12 protein-coding genes are annotated in these 14,833 nt (G+C 59.0%); 4 read left to right on the top strand and 8 right to left on the bottom strand.

Going from position 1 to position 14,833, the window contains the following annotated elements; all coding sequences use genetic code 11:
- Position 1: 1 nt before the first annotated feature.
- Genes Q1J88_RS02560 through Q1J88_RS02550 form a run of 3 tightly spaced genes read left to right on the top strand, consistent with a single transcriptional unit; the run spans position 2 to position 2,158 of the window.
- Positions 2 to 583 (top strand): Maf-like protein, encoded by a 582-nt coding sequence (locus Q1J88_RS02560; RefSeq protein WP_301115848.1) that lies wholly within the window; start codon positions 2 to 4, stop codon positions 581 to 583.
- On the top strand, positions 580 to 1,296 hold the full coding sequence (locus Q1J88_RS02555; RefSeq protein ID WP_301115847.1) for an SAM-dependent methyltransferase: 717 nt from the start codon (positions 580 to 582) through the stop codon (positions 1,294 to 1,296). The genes Q1J88_RS02560 and Q1J88_RS02555 overlap by 4 nt, the downstream gene beginning before the upstream one ends.
- A gap of 13 nt (positions 1,297 to 1,309) precedes the next feature.
- Positions 1,310 to 2,158, top strand: coding sequence for an N-acetylmuramoyl-L-alanine amidase (locus Q1J88_RS02550; RefSeq protein WP_301115846.1), 849 nt, complete (start codon positions 1,310 to 1,312; stop codon positions 2,156 to 2,158).
- Between the two features lie 69 nt (positions 2,159 to 2,227).
- On the opposite strand, the gene Q1J88_RS02545 is transcribed toward Q1J88_RS02550, so the two are convergent.
- The 4 genes from Q1J88_RS02545 to Q1J88_RS02530 are packed head-to-tail and all read right to left on the bottom strand — an operon-like array spanning position 2,228 to position 5,413.
- Positions 2,228 to 2,830, bottom strand: coding sequence for a protein-methionine-sulfoxide reductase heme-binding subunit MsrQ (locus Q1J88_RS02545; RefSeq protein ID WP_301115845.1), 603 nt, complete (start codon positions 2,828 to 2,830; stop codon positions 2,228 to 2,230).
- Positions 2,831 to 3,811, bottom strand: coding sequence for a protein-methionine-sulfoxide reductase catalytic subunit MsrP (msrP, locus tag Q1J88_RS02540; protein WP_301115843.1), 981 nt, complete (start codon positions 3,809 to 3,811; stop codon positions 2,831 to 2,833).
- A 37-nt stretch (positions 3,812 to 3,848) separates the two neighbouring features.
- Positions 3,849 to 4,514, bottom strand: a complete 666-nt coding sequence (locus Q1J88_RS02535) for an HAD-IA family hydrolase (protein ID WP_301115842.1) — start codon at positions 4,512 to 4,514, stop codon at positions 3,849 to 3,851.
- Positions 4,511 to 5,413, bottom strand: a complete 903-nt coding sequence (locus Q1J88_RS02530; protein ID WP_301115840.1) for an RluA family pseudouridine synthase — start codon at positions 5,411 to 5,413, stop codon at positions 4,511 to 4,513. The genes Q1J88_RS02535 and Q1J88_RS02530 overlap by 4 nt, the downstream gene beginning before the upstream one ends.
- Before the next feature lie 550 nt (positions 5,414 to 5,963).
- On the opposite strand from Q1J88_RS02530, the gene Q1J88_RS02525 reads away from it, so the two are divergent.
- Complete coding sequence (locus Q1J88_RS02525) at positions 5,964 to 9,161, top strand: Rne/Rng family ribonuclease (RefSeq protein WP_301115839.1); 3,198 nt, start codon at positions 5,964 to 5,966, stop codon at positions 9,159 to 9,161.
- 218 nt (positions 9,162 to 9,379) lie between these two features.
- On the opposite strand, the gene accD is transcribed toward Q1J88_RS02525, so the two are convergent.
- The 4 genes from accD to Q1J88_RS02505 all read right to left on the bottom strand — a co-directional run bounded on the left by accD (position 9,380) and on the right by Q1J88_RS02505 (position 14,713).
- On the bottom strand, positions 9,380 to 10,258 hold the full coding sequence (accD, locus tag Q1J88_RS02520) for an acetyl-CoA carboxylase, carboxyltransferase subunit beta (protein WP_301115837.1): 879 nt from the start codon (positions 10,256 to 10,258) through the stop codon (positions 9,380 to 9,382).
- 32 nt (positions 10,259 to 10,290) lie between these two features.
- Positions 10,291 to 11,145 (bottom strand): tryptophan synthase subunit alpha, encoded by an 855-nt coding sequence (gene trpA / locus Q1J88_RS02515; protein ID WP_301115835.1) that lies wholly within the window; start codon positions 11,143 to 11,145, stop codon positions 10,291 to 10,293.
- Positions 11,146 to 11,164: 19 nt separating this feature from the next.
- Positions 11,165 to 12,364 (bottom strand): tryptophan synthase subunit beta, encoded by a 1,200-nt coding sequence (gene trpB / locus Q1J88_RS02510; protein ID WP_301115833.1) that lies wholly within the window; start codon positions 12,362 to 12,364, stop codon positions 11,165 to 11,167.
- Between the two features lie 102 nt (positions 12,365 to 12,466).
- Entirely contained in the window at positions 12,467 to 14,713 is a 2,247-nt protein-coding gene (locus tag Q1J88_RS02505; protein WP_301115832.1) for a bifunctional (p)ppGpp synthetase/guanosine-3',5'-bis(diphosphate) 3'-pyrophosphohydrolase, read from the bottom strand.
- Between the last annotated feature and the right edge of the window lie 120 nt (positions 14,714 to 14,833).

Genomic DNA, 14,833 nt, shown 5'->3' with positions numbered 1-14,833 from the left:
TATGCACCTGATTCTTGCATCCAGCTCACGCTACCGCCACCAGATGCTGTCACGACTGGGCCTGCCCTTTGAGGCCATTTCGCCCGATATCGACGAAACCCCGCTACCGGGCGAATCGCCCGCCGCCTTGTCGCTGCGCCTGTCGCGAGCCAAGGCCGAAGCGATCTGTGCGCTGCATCCTGGTGCCATTGTCATTGGCTCGGATCAAGTTGCAACCGTAGATAACAAGGCTATCGGAAAACCCGGCAATTTTGAACGCGCCCGGGAACAATTGAAGATGCTCAGCGGGCGCACTGTTGAATTTCACAGTGCGCTTTGCGTACACGACGGCCGTCGATTTGAAATTGATGACGTCATTACTCGCTGCGAGTTCGGCGAATTGACCGACGCCCAGATAGACGCTTATCTTCATCGCGAAAAGCCTTTCGACACTGCCGGCAGCGCCAAGGCCGAAAGCCTGGGTATTGCCCTTATGCGCGCCATGTACAGCGAGGACCCGACGGCCATCATCGGCCTGCCCCTTATTGCCCTGTGCCGCATGTTACGCTCATTCGGTATCGACCCCATCACACACGGCATATGAAAACCAACGGCACCTTGCATCTTATTCCAGTTGGCCTTGGCAACGCACCCGTTTCGGCCTGGCTGCCCTCCGCCGCCCAGGAAGTCGCAGCACGGCTAAATACATATATCGCAGAAAATGCAAAGACAGCACGCGCCTTTCTGAAACTTGTTGGTACGTCCCGCCCCTTGCAGGAAATCACGATTCATACGCTTGGCCCCAAGACCGATCCCCAAGAGATTCGCAAGTGGCTGGGCGAGGCGTCCAGGGGTGGCGAAATCGGGCTGGTTTCCGAAGCCGGCTGCCCGGCTGTCGCCGACCCCGGGGCCAAAGTTGCAGCGATGGCCCATTCAATGGGCATTCGGGTGCTGCCCTGGGTGGGACCTTCATCGATACTGCTGGCCTTGATGGCCAGCGGGCTGGATGGTCAGCGCTTTGCTTTTCACGGCTATGCTCCTGTCGACGCGTCGGAGCGGGCAAAGCGACTGAAACTCTGGGAGACGGAATCCCGCAAGAACAGTCAAACCCAAATTCTGATCGAGACTCCGTATCGCAACGAAGCCATGTTCAAGGCGCTGCTGCAAACCCTCAACGGTCGTACGCGGTTGTGCGTGGCTCGTTCCCTGACAACCGATGACGAATGCATACGCACGTACTCGATTGACGAATGGAAGTCCAAGGCTCCGCCCGGACTCAACAAAATGCCGACGATATTTCTTTTTCTGGCAAGCTGAGGGCGGGCGTGCAATGAAAGCGAGTCTAACCCCAGCTTGCACGCGGAATCGTTTTGCCAACCTGAACCACGCCTTGACTTTCATGCGGGGCCTGATGGTGCCGGCATTGGTGACCTTGCTGACAGCCTGTGCCACCCACGTCTCTCAGCCACCAAAACTTGAAATTGATCGCAGCATCCAGGCACTGAGCCAGAACAGTCGGGTTGAATATATTGTGCTGCATTACACATCGGCCTCGACCGAACGCTCGCTTGAGTTATTGTCGCGACGTAATGTCAGCAGCCACTACCTGATTACCGACGACACCCCGCCCAAAATCTACCAGTTAGTGGACGAATCGCGGCGTGCCTGGCATGCGGGCGTAAGCCAATGGTATGGCAGCGCCGGGATCAATTCCGCGTCGATTGGCATAGAAATTGTAAATTTCGGAGGATCAGGCACAAGCTGGAGCCCATACCCCGAGGCACAGATTGATGCCCTGATCCTTCTGCTCAAGGATATCGTTCAACGCCACCAGATAAAACGGCACAACATCGTTGGGCACAGCGATATTGCACCCCAACGCAAGGTCGACCCTGGCCCGCTGTTTCCATGGAAACGCCTGGCAGACGAGGGCCTGGCGCGGTGGTTTGACGAAGCAAAGGCGGCACAGTACCAGGCGGAGTTCAAGCGCAAGGGTTTGCCAGACATACGCTGGATTCAAAGCACGCTCGAGCGTGCCGGATATTCGGTGCCCCAAACCGGCGAACTCGACAAGGCCACTCGCAATGTCATTCGCGCCTTCCAGATGCGCTACCGCCCCCGGCTGTACGATGGTCAACCCGATGCCGAAACGCTGGCCATTCTAAAAAGCCTGCCCTGACAACGTAAGCTGCCTGCCCAGACAAAGACATGTGCCATCTGCGCCGGCGGACGAATGCGCAGTGTCGTGTCATTGCCGCCGCAACCAGAGTCGCAAGAAAAGCCGCCACCCCAGCAGCAGCGCCACCACCGTTGCATAGACGTACACTTCGTTGAAATCGTTCTTTCCGGCGCGAACCAGCCAGAAATGCCAGACGGATAAGGCGGAGATGGCATAGATGGAGTAATGCAGGGTCTGCCAACGGGCTCCCAGGCGGCGCATCCATCCCTGGGTCGAAGTCACGGCCAAAGCCACCATCGGAACAGTGGCGAACACGCCGATGGTGATAAAGGTTCGCTGGACGAAGTCGCCCCACATGGCCTGCAGGGACCCACCCATTTCCCACCAGCCCCAGGCCAGGACATGCAAGGTTGTGTAAAAGAAGGCAAACAGCCCCAACATGCGCCGACAGCGGATCAACGCGGGCTGATTCAATAACCTGCGCAACGGGCTCACGCACAAGGTCAGGCACAAGGCAACCAACGCCCACAGACCCGATGACCGGATCAGGAATTCAGGAGGATTGGCCGTCAGGTCATTGTTCAGCCCCAGCCATATCCATCGAAGCATGGGATACAGACCGGCAAGAAACACGAGCGGCTTGAATCGACCGATCTGGCGCGCGCTTAACATTCAATAATTACGCCGCAGGTCCAGGCCCTGGTAAAGCGATGCCACCTGCTCTTCATAGCCATTGAACATCAGCGTCTTTTCGCGCGGGGCGAACAGACCTGCGCCGATGCGTCTTTCGGTAGCCTGGCTCCATCGAGGATGAGGCACATCGGGATTCACATTGGCATAGAAACCGTATTCATGCGGCGCAACCTGCACCCAGCTGGTCATCGGCTGCTCTCGGGTAAAGCGTATCCGTACGATGGACTTGCCCGATTTGAATCCGTACTTCCAAGGAATGGCCACGCGCAGAGGCGCTCCGTTGGCTGCGGGCAACGGTTTTCCGTACACGCCGAATACCAGCAGAGTAAGCGGATGCATTGCCTCGTCGAGTCGTAGCCCCTCGACATATGGCCAGTCGAGGATGCGGCTGCGAAGCCCCGGCATGGCCTCGGCCTGCATTACCGTGGTGAACTCCACGAACCTGGCATTAGAGGTAGGTTCCACTTTCTTGATCAGATTGGCCAACGGGTATCCCAGCCACGGAATGACCATCGACCAGGCTTCGACGCATCGCAACCGGTACACACGTTCTTCCAGTGGCGCCAATCGAAGCAGGTCGTCCAGATCGAATTGCCGGGGTTTCGCGACTTCGCCCTCGACAGAGACCATCCATGGGCGGGTCTTGAACGCGTGACTGTTGCGGGAAGGGTCGCCCTTGCCCGTACCAAACTCGTAGAAATTATTATAGGTAGAGACATCCCGCTCTGCCGTAAGCGGTTCATCAGGATTGTAGGCGGGGTTTCGTGCCGGCCGCCAGAACTCATCGCCGGCTTCGGTACCACCGGGCGTCGTGGTGGCGCTGGCCCCCGGCACCAGGCCTGCAATGCCATATGCCGCAGCCGCCTTTCCCATTACCCGCATCCAGCGTCGTCGTTCCTGCCAGACCGTTTCAGGCGTAATCTCTGAAGCCGGAATGGCAGGTATTTTCAGCTTGGCCATGGTGTTCTCCTGATTAAGTGAGATGGCCCGCCGGCCGTCAGCGCAGTACCGCAACGCGATCAGTCAACCAGTCTTGCATCTGCTCGACACTGTCGACAATGGCCAGGGGCTGACCCGCGCTCAATGCCTCGACATCTTGTGCACCATAACTGACCGCCAGCCCGTCAACGCCGGCGTTGCGTGCCATCTGCATGTCGTGGCAGGTGTCACCCACCATGACGACCTCGTGGGGTTCCAGATATAGCTCCGCGAGAATTTCCAACAACATGGCCGGGTGGGGCTTGCTGAACGTCTCGTCTGCACAGCGGGTTACGTCAAAGTGATCATGCATGCCGCACTGCACCAAAACGCGATCCAGACCCGCCCGGCTTTTGCCTGTTGCCACGCCAAGCAAGGTGCCCTGACCACGCAACTCGCTTAGCAATTCCGGCATGCCTTCAAACAGGGGCAATTGGCTGTCCTGGCTGAAATAATGGGTTCGATAACGATGCTGAAACTCTTCCATCTGATCGGCGGTCAGGGTAGGCACCACATGGTAAAGCGCCGTCTCGAGCGACAAGCCGATCACCCAACTGGCCGTCCGCGCGTCCGGCACGGGAAGATTCATGTCCGCACAAGCACCCTGAATAGAAGCCACGATGGCCTGCGTGGAATTCATCACGGTGCCATCCCAGTCGAAAATCACGGCGCGATACTGCTTCATGACTGCTCCAGACAGGCCAATATGCCGCGACATGCGTCCGGGAGGTCAACGTGCAGACGCAACACGGAGCCTGTCAGGGGGTGAGGGATCTCGAGACGATGAGCGTGCAAGAACATTCGATTCAACCCCAGGCGGGCAAAGTGAGCACGCACTTCGTCCGAGCCGTATTTGTCGTCACCGACAATTGGAAAACCTGCAGCTGCCAGGTGCACCCTTATCTGATGCGTTCTGCCCGTTCGTAGTTCCGCATCGAGCAAAGAATAATCGCCGTAACGCTTTTGCAGGGTAATGATGGTGTGCGCAGGCTTGCCGGCAGGGTCGACGCGCACGCGCCGTTCTCCGGAAGCCGTCAACCACTTCAATAGCGGCGCCTTGAGATGCTGCCGGTCGTTGACCCAATCGCCTTTGACCAGAGCCAGGTAGTGTTTTCGCCCTTTTCCTTCACGCAGCATATCGTGCAGCGCCACCAGGGCGGATCGCTTCTTGGCGATCATCAGCAGCCCGGAGGTTTCGCGATCGAGCCGGTGCGCAAGTTCCAGCATGGTATTGGGGCGGGCTGCGCGCAACTGCTCGATAACGCCAAACGACACGCCGCTGCCACCGTGTACAGCCACACCTGCAGGCTTGTTGACCACCAGCATTGCGTCATCTTCATAGATCACCGGAAACGCTGCCGGGGGAACCACCCGGGCTTCACCAGGCGCCGGCAACCTAAGGGGAGGAACACGCAATGAATCGCCTTGCTGAAGGCGGTAATCGGCCGTCACCCGGCCCTTGTTGACGCGCACCTGTCCGCTGCGTATGGCTTTGTAAAGATGACTTTTTGGCACGCCTTTGCACACGCGGACCAGAAAGTTGTCCAGACGTTGTCCTGCCTGATCTGTATCAATCTGAAACATCCGCACTGCAGGCGCCGGAGGTTCACTGGTTTTAGTTTTGCGCATATATAGAAAAGCGGCATATAATCGGGTCAGCCTATAGAGGCTGAAACCACCCCTGACGTAGAGATGCAATGGATGCGTCTCCGTCGGTTGCAAGATCCCATTGTACTGCCTGTGATTTCAACCTCTGGGCCATAAGGTCGCCGGGGCGATGCCTGTTGCAACAATGGCGTGGCAAAAGCCAGCCAGAAGTTCCAGGCCCCGTCTGTCGCGTGCGGCGCTGTAGTCTTGCAAGCTTAGATCATCGTTTTATGCACCAGCCGCACAAAAACTGCCGTGCGTCTGCCGTTCTCCAGCAAACTTTTTTGTCAACCACTATTGTGACCCTGACCTTCCTGCTGACCGAACAGCGTGCCCGTTGGCACGCCGTGCCTGCCTAACGACACCGGCAGGCGCGGTTGAATTCGGACTAGCCCTGCCCCAGCCGCAAGATTTTGCGCTGCACACCGAGTGGCCCGCGGTCGTGCGCCGATTATCGGCGCGCCATGACTACGGAGAAAACACACTCATGAAACGCATGTTGTTCAATGCAACGCACCAAGAAGAATTACGCGTTGCCATTGTCGACGGTCAGAAACTCATCGACCTCGACATCGAAACCGCCGGACGCGAGCAGCGTAAAGGTAACATCTACAAAGGTGTCATCACCCGCATCGAACCCGGTCTCGAAGCCTGCTTCGTCAGTTACGGCGAAGAACGTCACGGCTTTCTGCCCTTCAAGGAAATTGCCCGCAGTTACTTCAAGGAAGGGGTCGACGTACGCACTGCGCGTATCCAGGACGCCCTGACCGAAGGCCAGGAACTCATCGTTCAGGTCGAAAAAGAAGAACGTGGCAACAAAGGGGCTGCGCTGACCACCTTTATTTCCCTGGCCGGCCGGTACCTGGTCCTGATGCCCAACAACCCCCGGGGGGGCGGCGTATCGCGGCGCGTCGAGGGTGAAGACCGCCAGGAACTTCGCGAAGCCATGGAGCAGCTGGACACTCCTCCGGGCATGAGCATAATTGCTCGTACTGCCGGGATCGGTCGCAGTGTCGAAGAACTGCAGTGGGACCTTTCCTACCTGGTGCAGCTATGGAACGCCATTGATGCCGCCGCGCGCGACAATGCCGCCCCTATCCTGATCTACCTGGAATCAAGCCTGGTAATCCGCGCCATACGCGATTATTTCTCGCCCGAAATCGGCGAAATTCTCATCGACACCGACGAAATCGCCGAACAGGCTACCGCCTTCATGAGCGTGGTCATGCCGGACAATGTCCAGCGCGTCAAAGTGTATCGCGATGATGTCCCCCTGTTTTCCAGATTTCAGATCGAACACCAGATCGAAACCGCCTATTCGCGCACCATTCAGTTGCCGTCCGGCGGCTCTGTAGTCATCGATCACACCGAAGCTTTGGTGGCAATCGATGTCAACTCCGCACGCTCCACGCGCGGTGCAGATATCGAAGAAACCGCCTTGCGCACCAACCTTGAAGCTGCAGACGAAGTCGCACGCCAGCTTCGATTGCGAGACCTTGGCGGGCTTATCGTCATCGACTTCATCGATATGGAAGACAGCAAGAACCAGCGCGCCGTCGAGCACCGCCTGCGCGATGCCTTGCGTTTCGACCGTGCGCGGGTTCAGATGGGCAAGATTTCCCGTTTCGGCCTGATGGAGCTGTCACGTCAGCGTCTGCGCCCCGCGCTTAACGAAGGCTCTCATGTCACGTGCCCCCGTTGCACGGGTACGGGCGTCATTCGCGATGCCGAATCCAGTGCCCTGCACGTGCTGCGTCTGCTTCAGGAAGAGGCCATGAAAGAGAACACGGCCGCCCTGCACGCTCAGGTGCCCGTCGACGTCGCCACCTTCCTGCTCAACGAAAAACGCAGCGATATCACCAAGATCGAATCCCGTCTCAAGGTAAATCTGGTCCTGATTCCAAACAAGAATCTCGAGACGCCTCATCATCATATCGAGCGCCTGCGTTACGACGACCCTCGCCTCGAAGCACACGAAAGCAGCTTCGAACTGGTGCAAAGCCCGCCCGAAGAATCCCTTAGCTGGTCTTCTCAAAAGGCTGAAGACGCCAAGGCGCGTCCGGAAGCCCTGGTCAAGGGCATCACCCCTGCCCAGCCTGCACCGGGCGCATCCCCTGCCGTCCAGCCTGCAGCCGTCACTACGGCTCCCCGACGCGGCTGGTTTGCCCGCGTCATAGCCTGGCTGACCGGCAGCGACACGGCCGTTAAGCCTCAGGCCGAAGCCGTTGTCCAGCCTGCCGAGAAATCCTCACAGGCCGGACGTCGCAAGCAAGCCCGCAGCGGTGACCGACGCGAAAGGTCTCCCGAAGAGCGCTCTCGCACACGACGTGGCGAGCGGCGCGACAGTGGCCGCGCCGACGCCTCGCGCGCATCCGAGGCTGACACCGAGCAGCCACGCAGCCAGCGCCGCGGAGCGGGTCGTGGCGGAAAGGTTGACGTAGAACAAGACGTTCAGACCAGCCCCGTCGCAGAAGCGACCGACAGCAACGAAAGCACCTCGAGCCGTAACGGTCGTGGGCGCCGTGGTCGCGGCCGGAATCGTCGCGACGAGACTATTGCCGACAACACGGTAGAAGCAACAGCAGCCGTAGCTGCCGCTGCCCCTGACAATGCGGTCCACGAAAACTCGCAGGAAGAGCCGCAAGTACACGTCGAAACGACAGCGTCCGGCACCGATGGCGAGCAGGTCGATCCAGAACGCAAGCGTCGTCGCCGTCGTAGTCGCCGCGGTCGTCGCTCAGGCGAAAGCCAGGTCGAAGCCACCGAGAACCAGTCCAGCGAAGCCTCTGACAACGCCATTGCGGCAGCGGCACAGACCGAGCCGGCCGGCACTCAAACCCAATCGGGGACAGCCGCTGCATCTGCAGGCAGTGACAATGCTTCAACTGTGCAATCCAGCACTGGTACCACAGACTCGATCGCGGGTAAGCCAGGCGCGACCGAACCGGTGACTGAAAAGGCCTCAGAACAGCCGGCAGCAGGCAGCGACCAGCCATCAGCCGCTACCGAGCCGCCTGCTCAAACTCCGGACGAACTCGTCGCTACCGCCGAAGATACCGGCGATATCGACGACCCTCGCGCAACCCCTTCAGAGGCACCCGGTTCCATCCATGCCGAAGCGGAAACGGTGACAATTGGCGAGGCGCAAACCAAAGCCATTACCCCTGACGAAGTCGTAGAACCTGTCGAATCCACAGCCAGCACTTCGGTCGTAGTGGCTGCAAGCAGCGCAGTCGTCCCGGTTTCTGATGCAGTCGCAGACGCGGGTCCAGATGCGGTCGAAGTCGCGGGTACAGATGCGGTCGCAGGTGCGGTTGCAGATGCGGGTACCGACGCGGTGGCCAGCGCGGACACTGAAGCGGTTGCAAACGAAACCGAACCGTCCGCTCAGAAAACGGTCGACGCGCCTGCCGACTCGCATGCAGCGCCGGCTCAGGAAGGCGTATCCGTCAGCAGCGCAAACGGCGTTTCTGTCCCATCGCCTGCCTCGCAGGCTAACGGCAAGGCCGCGACAAGCTCGAAATCCCTCGAAGACGTCATTCGCGCCGCGGGACTGCAACTTGTCGAGACTCGTGCCGACGCTCCCGCGCCGACTCCCGAGCCCGTGCAACGACTTGGTCGTCCCCGCAAGGCCGCACCCGTTATCGCCGACGAACCTCTCCAGCAGGTCGAAACACGCCATTAAGCGGTAAGGCCCGCGACACGTTCGCGGGCCGCGGCTCCGACCGTGCCGTTCCTTGAGCACCGGTAGAGGTACAGCCAGCACCGGTAGAGGTACAGCCGCGAAGTCATGGCAAAAAAACACCCCGATATACGGAATTTTCCGATACCGGGGTATTTTTTATGTCACCGCAACCTCAATGCCTGCTTCCAGGATGCAGCGTCACGTCCTGACCGAAGCGCTTACTCTGTCTTGGCAATGCTGTCGACAGGCTGACGCATCAGCAAAGCCAGCAAATGGGCAATCTCGTTACGCATCTCGCGGCGATCAACCACCATATCTATGGCGCCTTTGTCGAGCAGAAACTCCGCCCGCTGAAAGCCTTCAGGAAGTTTCTCGCGAACCGTCTGCTCGATGACGCGAGGACCCGCGAAACCGATCAGAGCCTTGGGCTCGGCAATAACCACGTCTCCCATGAAGGCGAAGCTTGCGGAGACCCCACCCATGGTCGGGTCGGTGAGTACGCTGATGAACGGCAGACCGGCGTCGGCCAGGCGGGTAAGCATGGCATTGGTCTTTGCCATCTGCATCAGGGAAAACAGGCTTTCCTGCATGCGAGCACCGCCGGACGCGGCCACGCAGATAAAGGGGCTGCGCTTCTTGATGGCTTCCTGCACGCCGCGAACAAAGCGTTCGCCCACTACCGACCCCATCGATCCGCCCATGAACTCGAACTCGAAGCACGACAAGACCACCGGAATAGCGCAAATGCTGCCACTCATGGTAACCATGGCTTCGGATTCGCCGGTTTGCTTTGTCGCTTCGGCGACACGTTCGGGGTATTTGCGGGAGTCCTTGAATTTCAAGGGGTCGACAGGACGCGTTCCCTGCCCGATTTCAACACGGCCCTCGGGATCGAGCAGTGCGTCGATACGGGCACGTGCGCCGATGCGCATATGATGGCTGCAATTCGGACAGACATTGAGTGTTGCCTGCAAATCTTCTTTATAAAGAACCGCTTCGCAGCCGGGGCACTTTACCCATAGGCCTTCGGGCACCCGGCGTGTACCGCTATCGTTTCGGTTGATCCGGGGCGGCAGAATTTTCTCGATCCAGCTCATTGAGTATCCCTAAAGATGTTTTCTTATCGCAACTATGCGGAAACGTGATCCAGCGCGGCGCGTATGCCGGCCAGCCAGTCAGCTGCGGCGTCGATGACACGGGCATCGATATCTGCCTGTTGTTTCAGCCCCTGATCAGAAGCCCTGCGCGCTGCGTCTTCCATCGTCTCGATCAACTTGCTGCCAATAATGACGGCGTCGGAGAAACGTCCGAGACGCTGTGCGCTTTCGGCATCACGTATGCCGAATCCAACGCCCACCGGCAAGTGAACATGCTTGCGAATCAGTTCGAGCCGGCGTTCGACATCGGCCGTATCAAGCGTGCCGGCTCCGGTGATGCCCTTCAAGGACACATAATACACATAGCCGCGGGCAATCTGGCCGACTTTCTTGATCCGCTCTTCAGTGGAAGTAGGCGCCAGAAGAAAGATTGGAGCCAGGCCGGCTTCGTCGAGCATCGCGGCGAAGTCCGCCGTTTCTTCGGGCGGATAATCGACCACCAGTACGCCGTCAACACCGGCAGCCGCAGCAGATTCAACAAATTTCTGCTGACCCATGCGCTCGACCGGATTTGCGTAACCCATCAGTACAACGGGTGTTTCGTTATCTTGGCGACGAAACTCGGCGACCATTTCAAGGACCTGTTTCAGGCCTACGCCGCGCTCGATCGCCCGCTGCCCGGCGCGTTGAATGACTGGACCGTCGGCCATTGGGTCAGAAAACGGAACACCCAACTCAATGATGTCAGCGCCCGCCTTGACCAAGGCATGCATCAGGGGAGGAGTGGCCTGCATGGAAGGCTCACCCGACGTAATGTAGGGAATCAGTGCCGCACGGTTGCCGGTCTTGGCGAACGCGGCGGCCAACCGATTGTTCGGGGAATTCATGGCTTGCTACCTTATTGTTCTACAGCTTGATACCACTGCGCTCTGCAACCGTATGCATGTCTTTGTCTCCGCGGCCCGAAAGATTCACCAGAATAATCTTGTCCTTGGGCAGGGTGGGAGCCAGGCGAACGGCATGGGCGATGGCGTGAGATGACTCCAATGCCGGCATGATGCCCTCAGTACGGCAGCAGTCATGAAAAGCCTGCAGGGCTTCGTCGTCGGTGACGCCCACATACTGGGCACGACCACTATCCTTGAGCCAGGCATGTTCGGGCCCCACACCCGGGTAATCGAGCCCTGCCGAAACTGAATGCGTTTCAATGACCTGCCCGTTCTCGTCCTGAATGACATAAGTACGGTTGCCATGCAGGACACCCACCGCACCTGCATTGAGGGAAGCGGCGTGGCGGCCGGTATCAAGGCCCTCACCAGCGGCTTCGACCCCGATGAGCTGAACGTCGTCGTAAGGGATATAGGGATGGAAAATCCCCATAGCGTTGGAACCGCCACCTACCGCCGCCACCACGTAATCTGGCTGACGCCCCGCGTTCAATGGCATTTGTTCGATGCATTCGGTACCGATAACCGACTGGAAGTCCCTGACCATGGCCGGATAGGGATGGGGGCCCGCCACGGTTCCGATGATGTAAAAGGTGCTTTCGACGTTGGTCACCCAGTCGCGCATGGCTTCGTTCAGGGCATCCTTGAGTGTGCACGAGCCCGAATCAACGGGCACCACCTTGGCACCCAACAGCTTCATGCGATACACGTTGGAGGCCTGGCGCCGTGTGTCTTCGCTTCCCATGTACACGACACACTCGAGCCCGTAGCGCGCCGCTACCGTCGCAGTGGCGACCCCGTGCTGACCGGCACCGGTTTCTGCAATGATGCGCGGCTTGCCCATGCGCCGGGCCAAAAGGATCTGGCCGATGCAGTTATTGATCTTGTGCGCGCCCGTATGATTGAGATCTTCGCGCTTGAACCAGATCTGCGCACCGCCAAGCTTCTCGGACCATCGTCTGGCATGGTAGACGGGGCTCGGACGCCCCACGAAATGCTTCAGTTCGTAGGCAAATTCGTTCTGAAAATCGGGATCGTTGCGGTATTTCTCGTACGCGTCCTTGAGCTCGTCCAGCGCATGAACCAGCGTTTCCGAGACGAACGAACCGCCGTATTGGCCAAAATGCCCTTGCTCGTCGGGCAGGTTATAAGATTTCAATGATGGGCTCTTCAGTTGCTGCGGTCGCCAAATGGCTGACCGGATCTGTAGTTAATCCCTGATTTTACCAGCGCACGGCTCGATGCGCCCCACCCTGCAGCGTTACTGGCGCACCGCCGTCACACCCGGCAACTCGTTTAGCGCAGTCAAGGCCCGGCTGATCTGTTCACCGTTACGGACCTCTACTGTAAATACCATGTGCGCCAACGACCGGCGACTATGTGTATTGACGCCAATCACATTGAGTCGCAGCCGCCCGAAGACGTCGGACAGATCCCGCAAAAGATTGGCGCTTTGCTGTGCATGAATGCCGATATCCACGGGATAGACCGTCTCGCCGGTATCGCCCCAATCGACTTCAATGATTCGCTCGGGATACCTGGCAGTCAACCCTGCAAACGAAGCGCAATCACGCCTGTGAACCGATACACCCCGGCCACGGGTGACAAATCCGGCAATCTCGTCGGGCGGAGCGGGCCGGCAGCAACGCGCCAGTTGGGTCAGGAGCGAATCCACGCCCATGACAAGCACGCCGCTTCGCCCAGCATCAGCGGCTCGAGACTGCCCGGGAACAAAGACCTGTGGCTGTTCAGGCTCATTGGCGTTCGCAGCCGGAGCCTTCAGGGCCTGATCGATCTGGCGCAGGCTGAATTCGTCCTTTGCAACAGCCACATACAGGTCATCGGCGCGGGCGAAACCCAGTTGTTGGGCCAGCTGCTCCAGGTTGATGGCAGTCTTGCCCAGCCTCTGCAGTTCCTTTTCGACCAGCGCCTGCCCGTTAGACATGCGTTCTTGCAACTCGATGGCGTTGAACCACGCCCTGACCTTGGCCCGCGAACGGGGGCTGGCCAGATAGCCCAACTGAGGATTCAGCCAGTCGCGCGAGGGCCCACCAGATTTCGCTGCAATAATTTCGACGGTTTGGCCGGTTTGAAGCCGGGTCAGCAACGGCGCCATCTGACCGTCGATTCGCGCCCCCCGGCACCGATGGCCCAGATCCGTGTGCAGGTAATAGGCAAAGTCCACGGGAGTGGAGCCCGCCGGCAATTCGATTACCCGAGCTTGCGGCGTCAACACATAAATCCGGTCTGACGTTACCGAACGCGACTCAGTGGCGGAAGCGGCCTGCAGATCGTTCGCTGAAGGACCATCCTCGGGCGCATCCTGACTTCCCCACGACAGCAATTGCCGCATCCAGGCGATCTTGCGGTCGTACTCGCCGCTAGCCCGCTGGGTTCCACCTTGCGCGCCCGCTTCTTTATAGCGCCAGTGCGCCGCCATCCCGTACTCGGCGAACACATGCATTTCCTGCGTGCGAATCTGAATTTCAAACGTTCGCCCCGACTCATCAGACACCACCGTATGCAGGGAGCGATAACCGTTGGGCTTGGGACGCGAGATGTAATCGTCGAATTCGTCCGAAATGGGCGTCCACCGCGCATGCACCAGGGCCAGGGCCGCGTAGCAATCCCTTTCATCATCAACAATCACTCGCAGGGCCCGCAAGTCGTACAGTTTGTCGAACGGCAGGTTCTTGATGCGCATCTTGTTCCAGATGCTGTATATGTGTTTGGGGCGCCCGGTTACGGATGCACGAATATTGGCATCTGCCAGCATGGTTCGAAGTTCCTCGACCACTTCGGCAATAAACGTCTCGCGTTCGGTACGCCGCTCTTCGAGCTGGCGGGCGATGCTCTTGTAGGTATCAGGCTCAAGAAACCGGAAGGAAAGGTCTTCCATTTCCCACTTCAACTGCCAGATGCCCAGCCTGTTGGCCAACGGCGCATACAGCTCCATGGTTTCGCGTGCAAATTCGGCAGGACACGGCGTACGGGATTCTGCATACCAGCGAAGGGATTGCATTCGCGAGGCCAACCTGAGCAACACGATACGAAGATCGGCTGCCATTGCCAGCAACATCTTGCGCTGCATTTCCTTCTGATCCTGGGGGTCGGCAGACTCGTCGCGAGACCGTCCGGCCAATAGACCAAGCCGCAGCAATGAGCGCGTGCCCTGCACCAGTGAAGCAATCTCGGCCCCAAACACCTTGAGCATGGGGCTTTTCTGCTTACCGGATGTTGTGGTGTCGTCGGGCAGCACCGCCAGCAAGGAACTGGCCCGGGTCGCGGCATCGGTCTGCATGGCCGCCAGAATTCGCGCTACTGCGGCACAGTGAGAATCCAGGGGTTCCCCCGTGCTTGCCCTGAGACCTTTCAGGGGTTCCCTGACCCATTGCACCGCCTGTTTCAGCAGCAATACGCCATCGTCGTCGAGACCTGTCGAGACCCGCTCGAACCAGGCCGCATCAAAAGGAGGCGCATCGGCAGGAGTATCGGGCGTACTGGACATAAGGCTTCAGATTAGTAAATGTAGGCGGCCGGATTACACGCAGGTCAACGCATGCTTGCGAGACGAAACCAGTAATCGACGGGCGCGGCATCTATACTACCGGTTCTTGATTCCGCTCGC

It is taken from the genome of Pusillimonas sp. (assembly GCF_029263785.1).
GTDB lineage: Bacteria > Pseudomonadota > Gammaproteobacteria > Burkholderiales > Burkholderiaceae_B > Pusillimonas.
Note: the sequence above shows the minus strand (reverse complement) of the source record. Positions and strands in the feature narration are given on the sequence as shown.

What these genes read in the sequence shown, in the direction of transcription:
- trpA (WP_301115835.1), bottom strand. Translation starts at nt 11,145, where the DNA reads ATGAATTCCCCGAACAATCGGTTGGCCGCCGCGTTCGCCAAGACCGGC.
- Q1J88_RS02530 (WP_301115840.1), bottom strand. Translation starts at nt 5,413, where the DNA reads ATGTTTCAGATTGATACAGATCAGGCAGGACAACGTCTGGACAACTTT.
- Q1J88_RS02545 (WP_301115845.1), bottom strand. Translation starts at nt 2,830, where the DNA reads ATGTTAAGCGCGCGCCAGATCGGTCGATTCAAGCCGCTCGTGTTTCTT.
- Q1J88_RS02505 (WP_301115832.1), bottom strand. Translation starts at nt 14,713, where the DNA reads ATGTCCAGTACGCCCGATACTCCTGCCGATGCGCCTCCTTTTGATGCG.
- Q1J88_RS02560 (WP_301115848.1), top strand. Translation starts at nt 2, where the DNA reads ATGCACCTGATTCTTGCATCCAGCTCACGCTACCGCCACCAGATGCTG.
- Q1J88_RS02555 (WP_301115847.1), top strand. Translation starts at nt 580, where the DNA reads ATGAAAACCAACGGCACCTTGCATCTTATTCCAGTTGGCCTTGGCAAC.
- Q1J88_RS02535 (WP_301115842.1), bottom strand. Translation starts at nt 4,514, where the DNA reads ATGAAGCAGTATCGCGCCGTGATTTTCGACTGGGATGGCACCGTGATG.
- Q1J88_RS02525 (WP_301115839.1), top strand. Translation starts at nt 5,964, where the DNA reads ATGAAACGCATGTTGTTCAATGCAACGCACCAAGAAGAATTACGCGTT.
- Q1J88_RS02550 (WP_301115846.1), top strand. Translation starts at nt 1,310, where the DNA reads ATGAAAGCGAGTCTAACCCCAGCTTGCACGCGGAATCGTTTTGCCAAC.
- msrP (WP_301115843.1), bottom strand. Translation starts at nt 3,811, where the DNA reads ATGGCCAAGCTGAAAATACCTGCCATTCCGGCTTCAGAGATTACGCCT.
- accD (WP_301115837.1), bottom strand. Translation starts at nt 10,258, where the DNA reads ATGAGCTGGATCGAGAAAATTCTGCCGCCCCGGATCAACCGAAACGAT.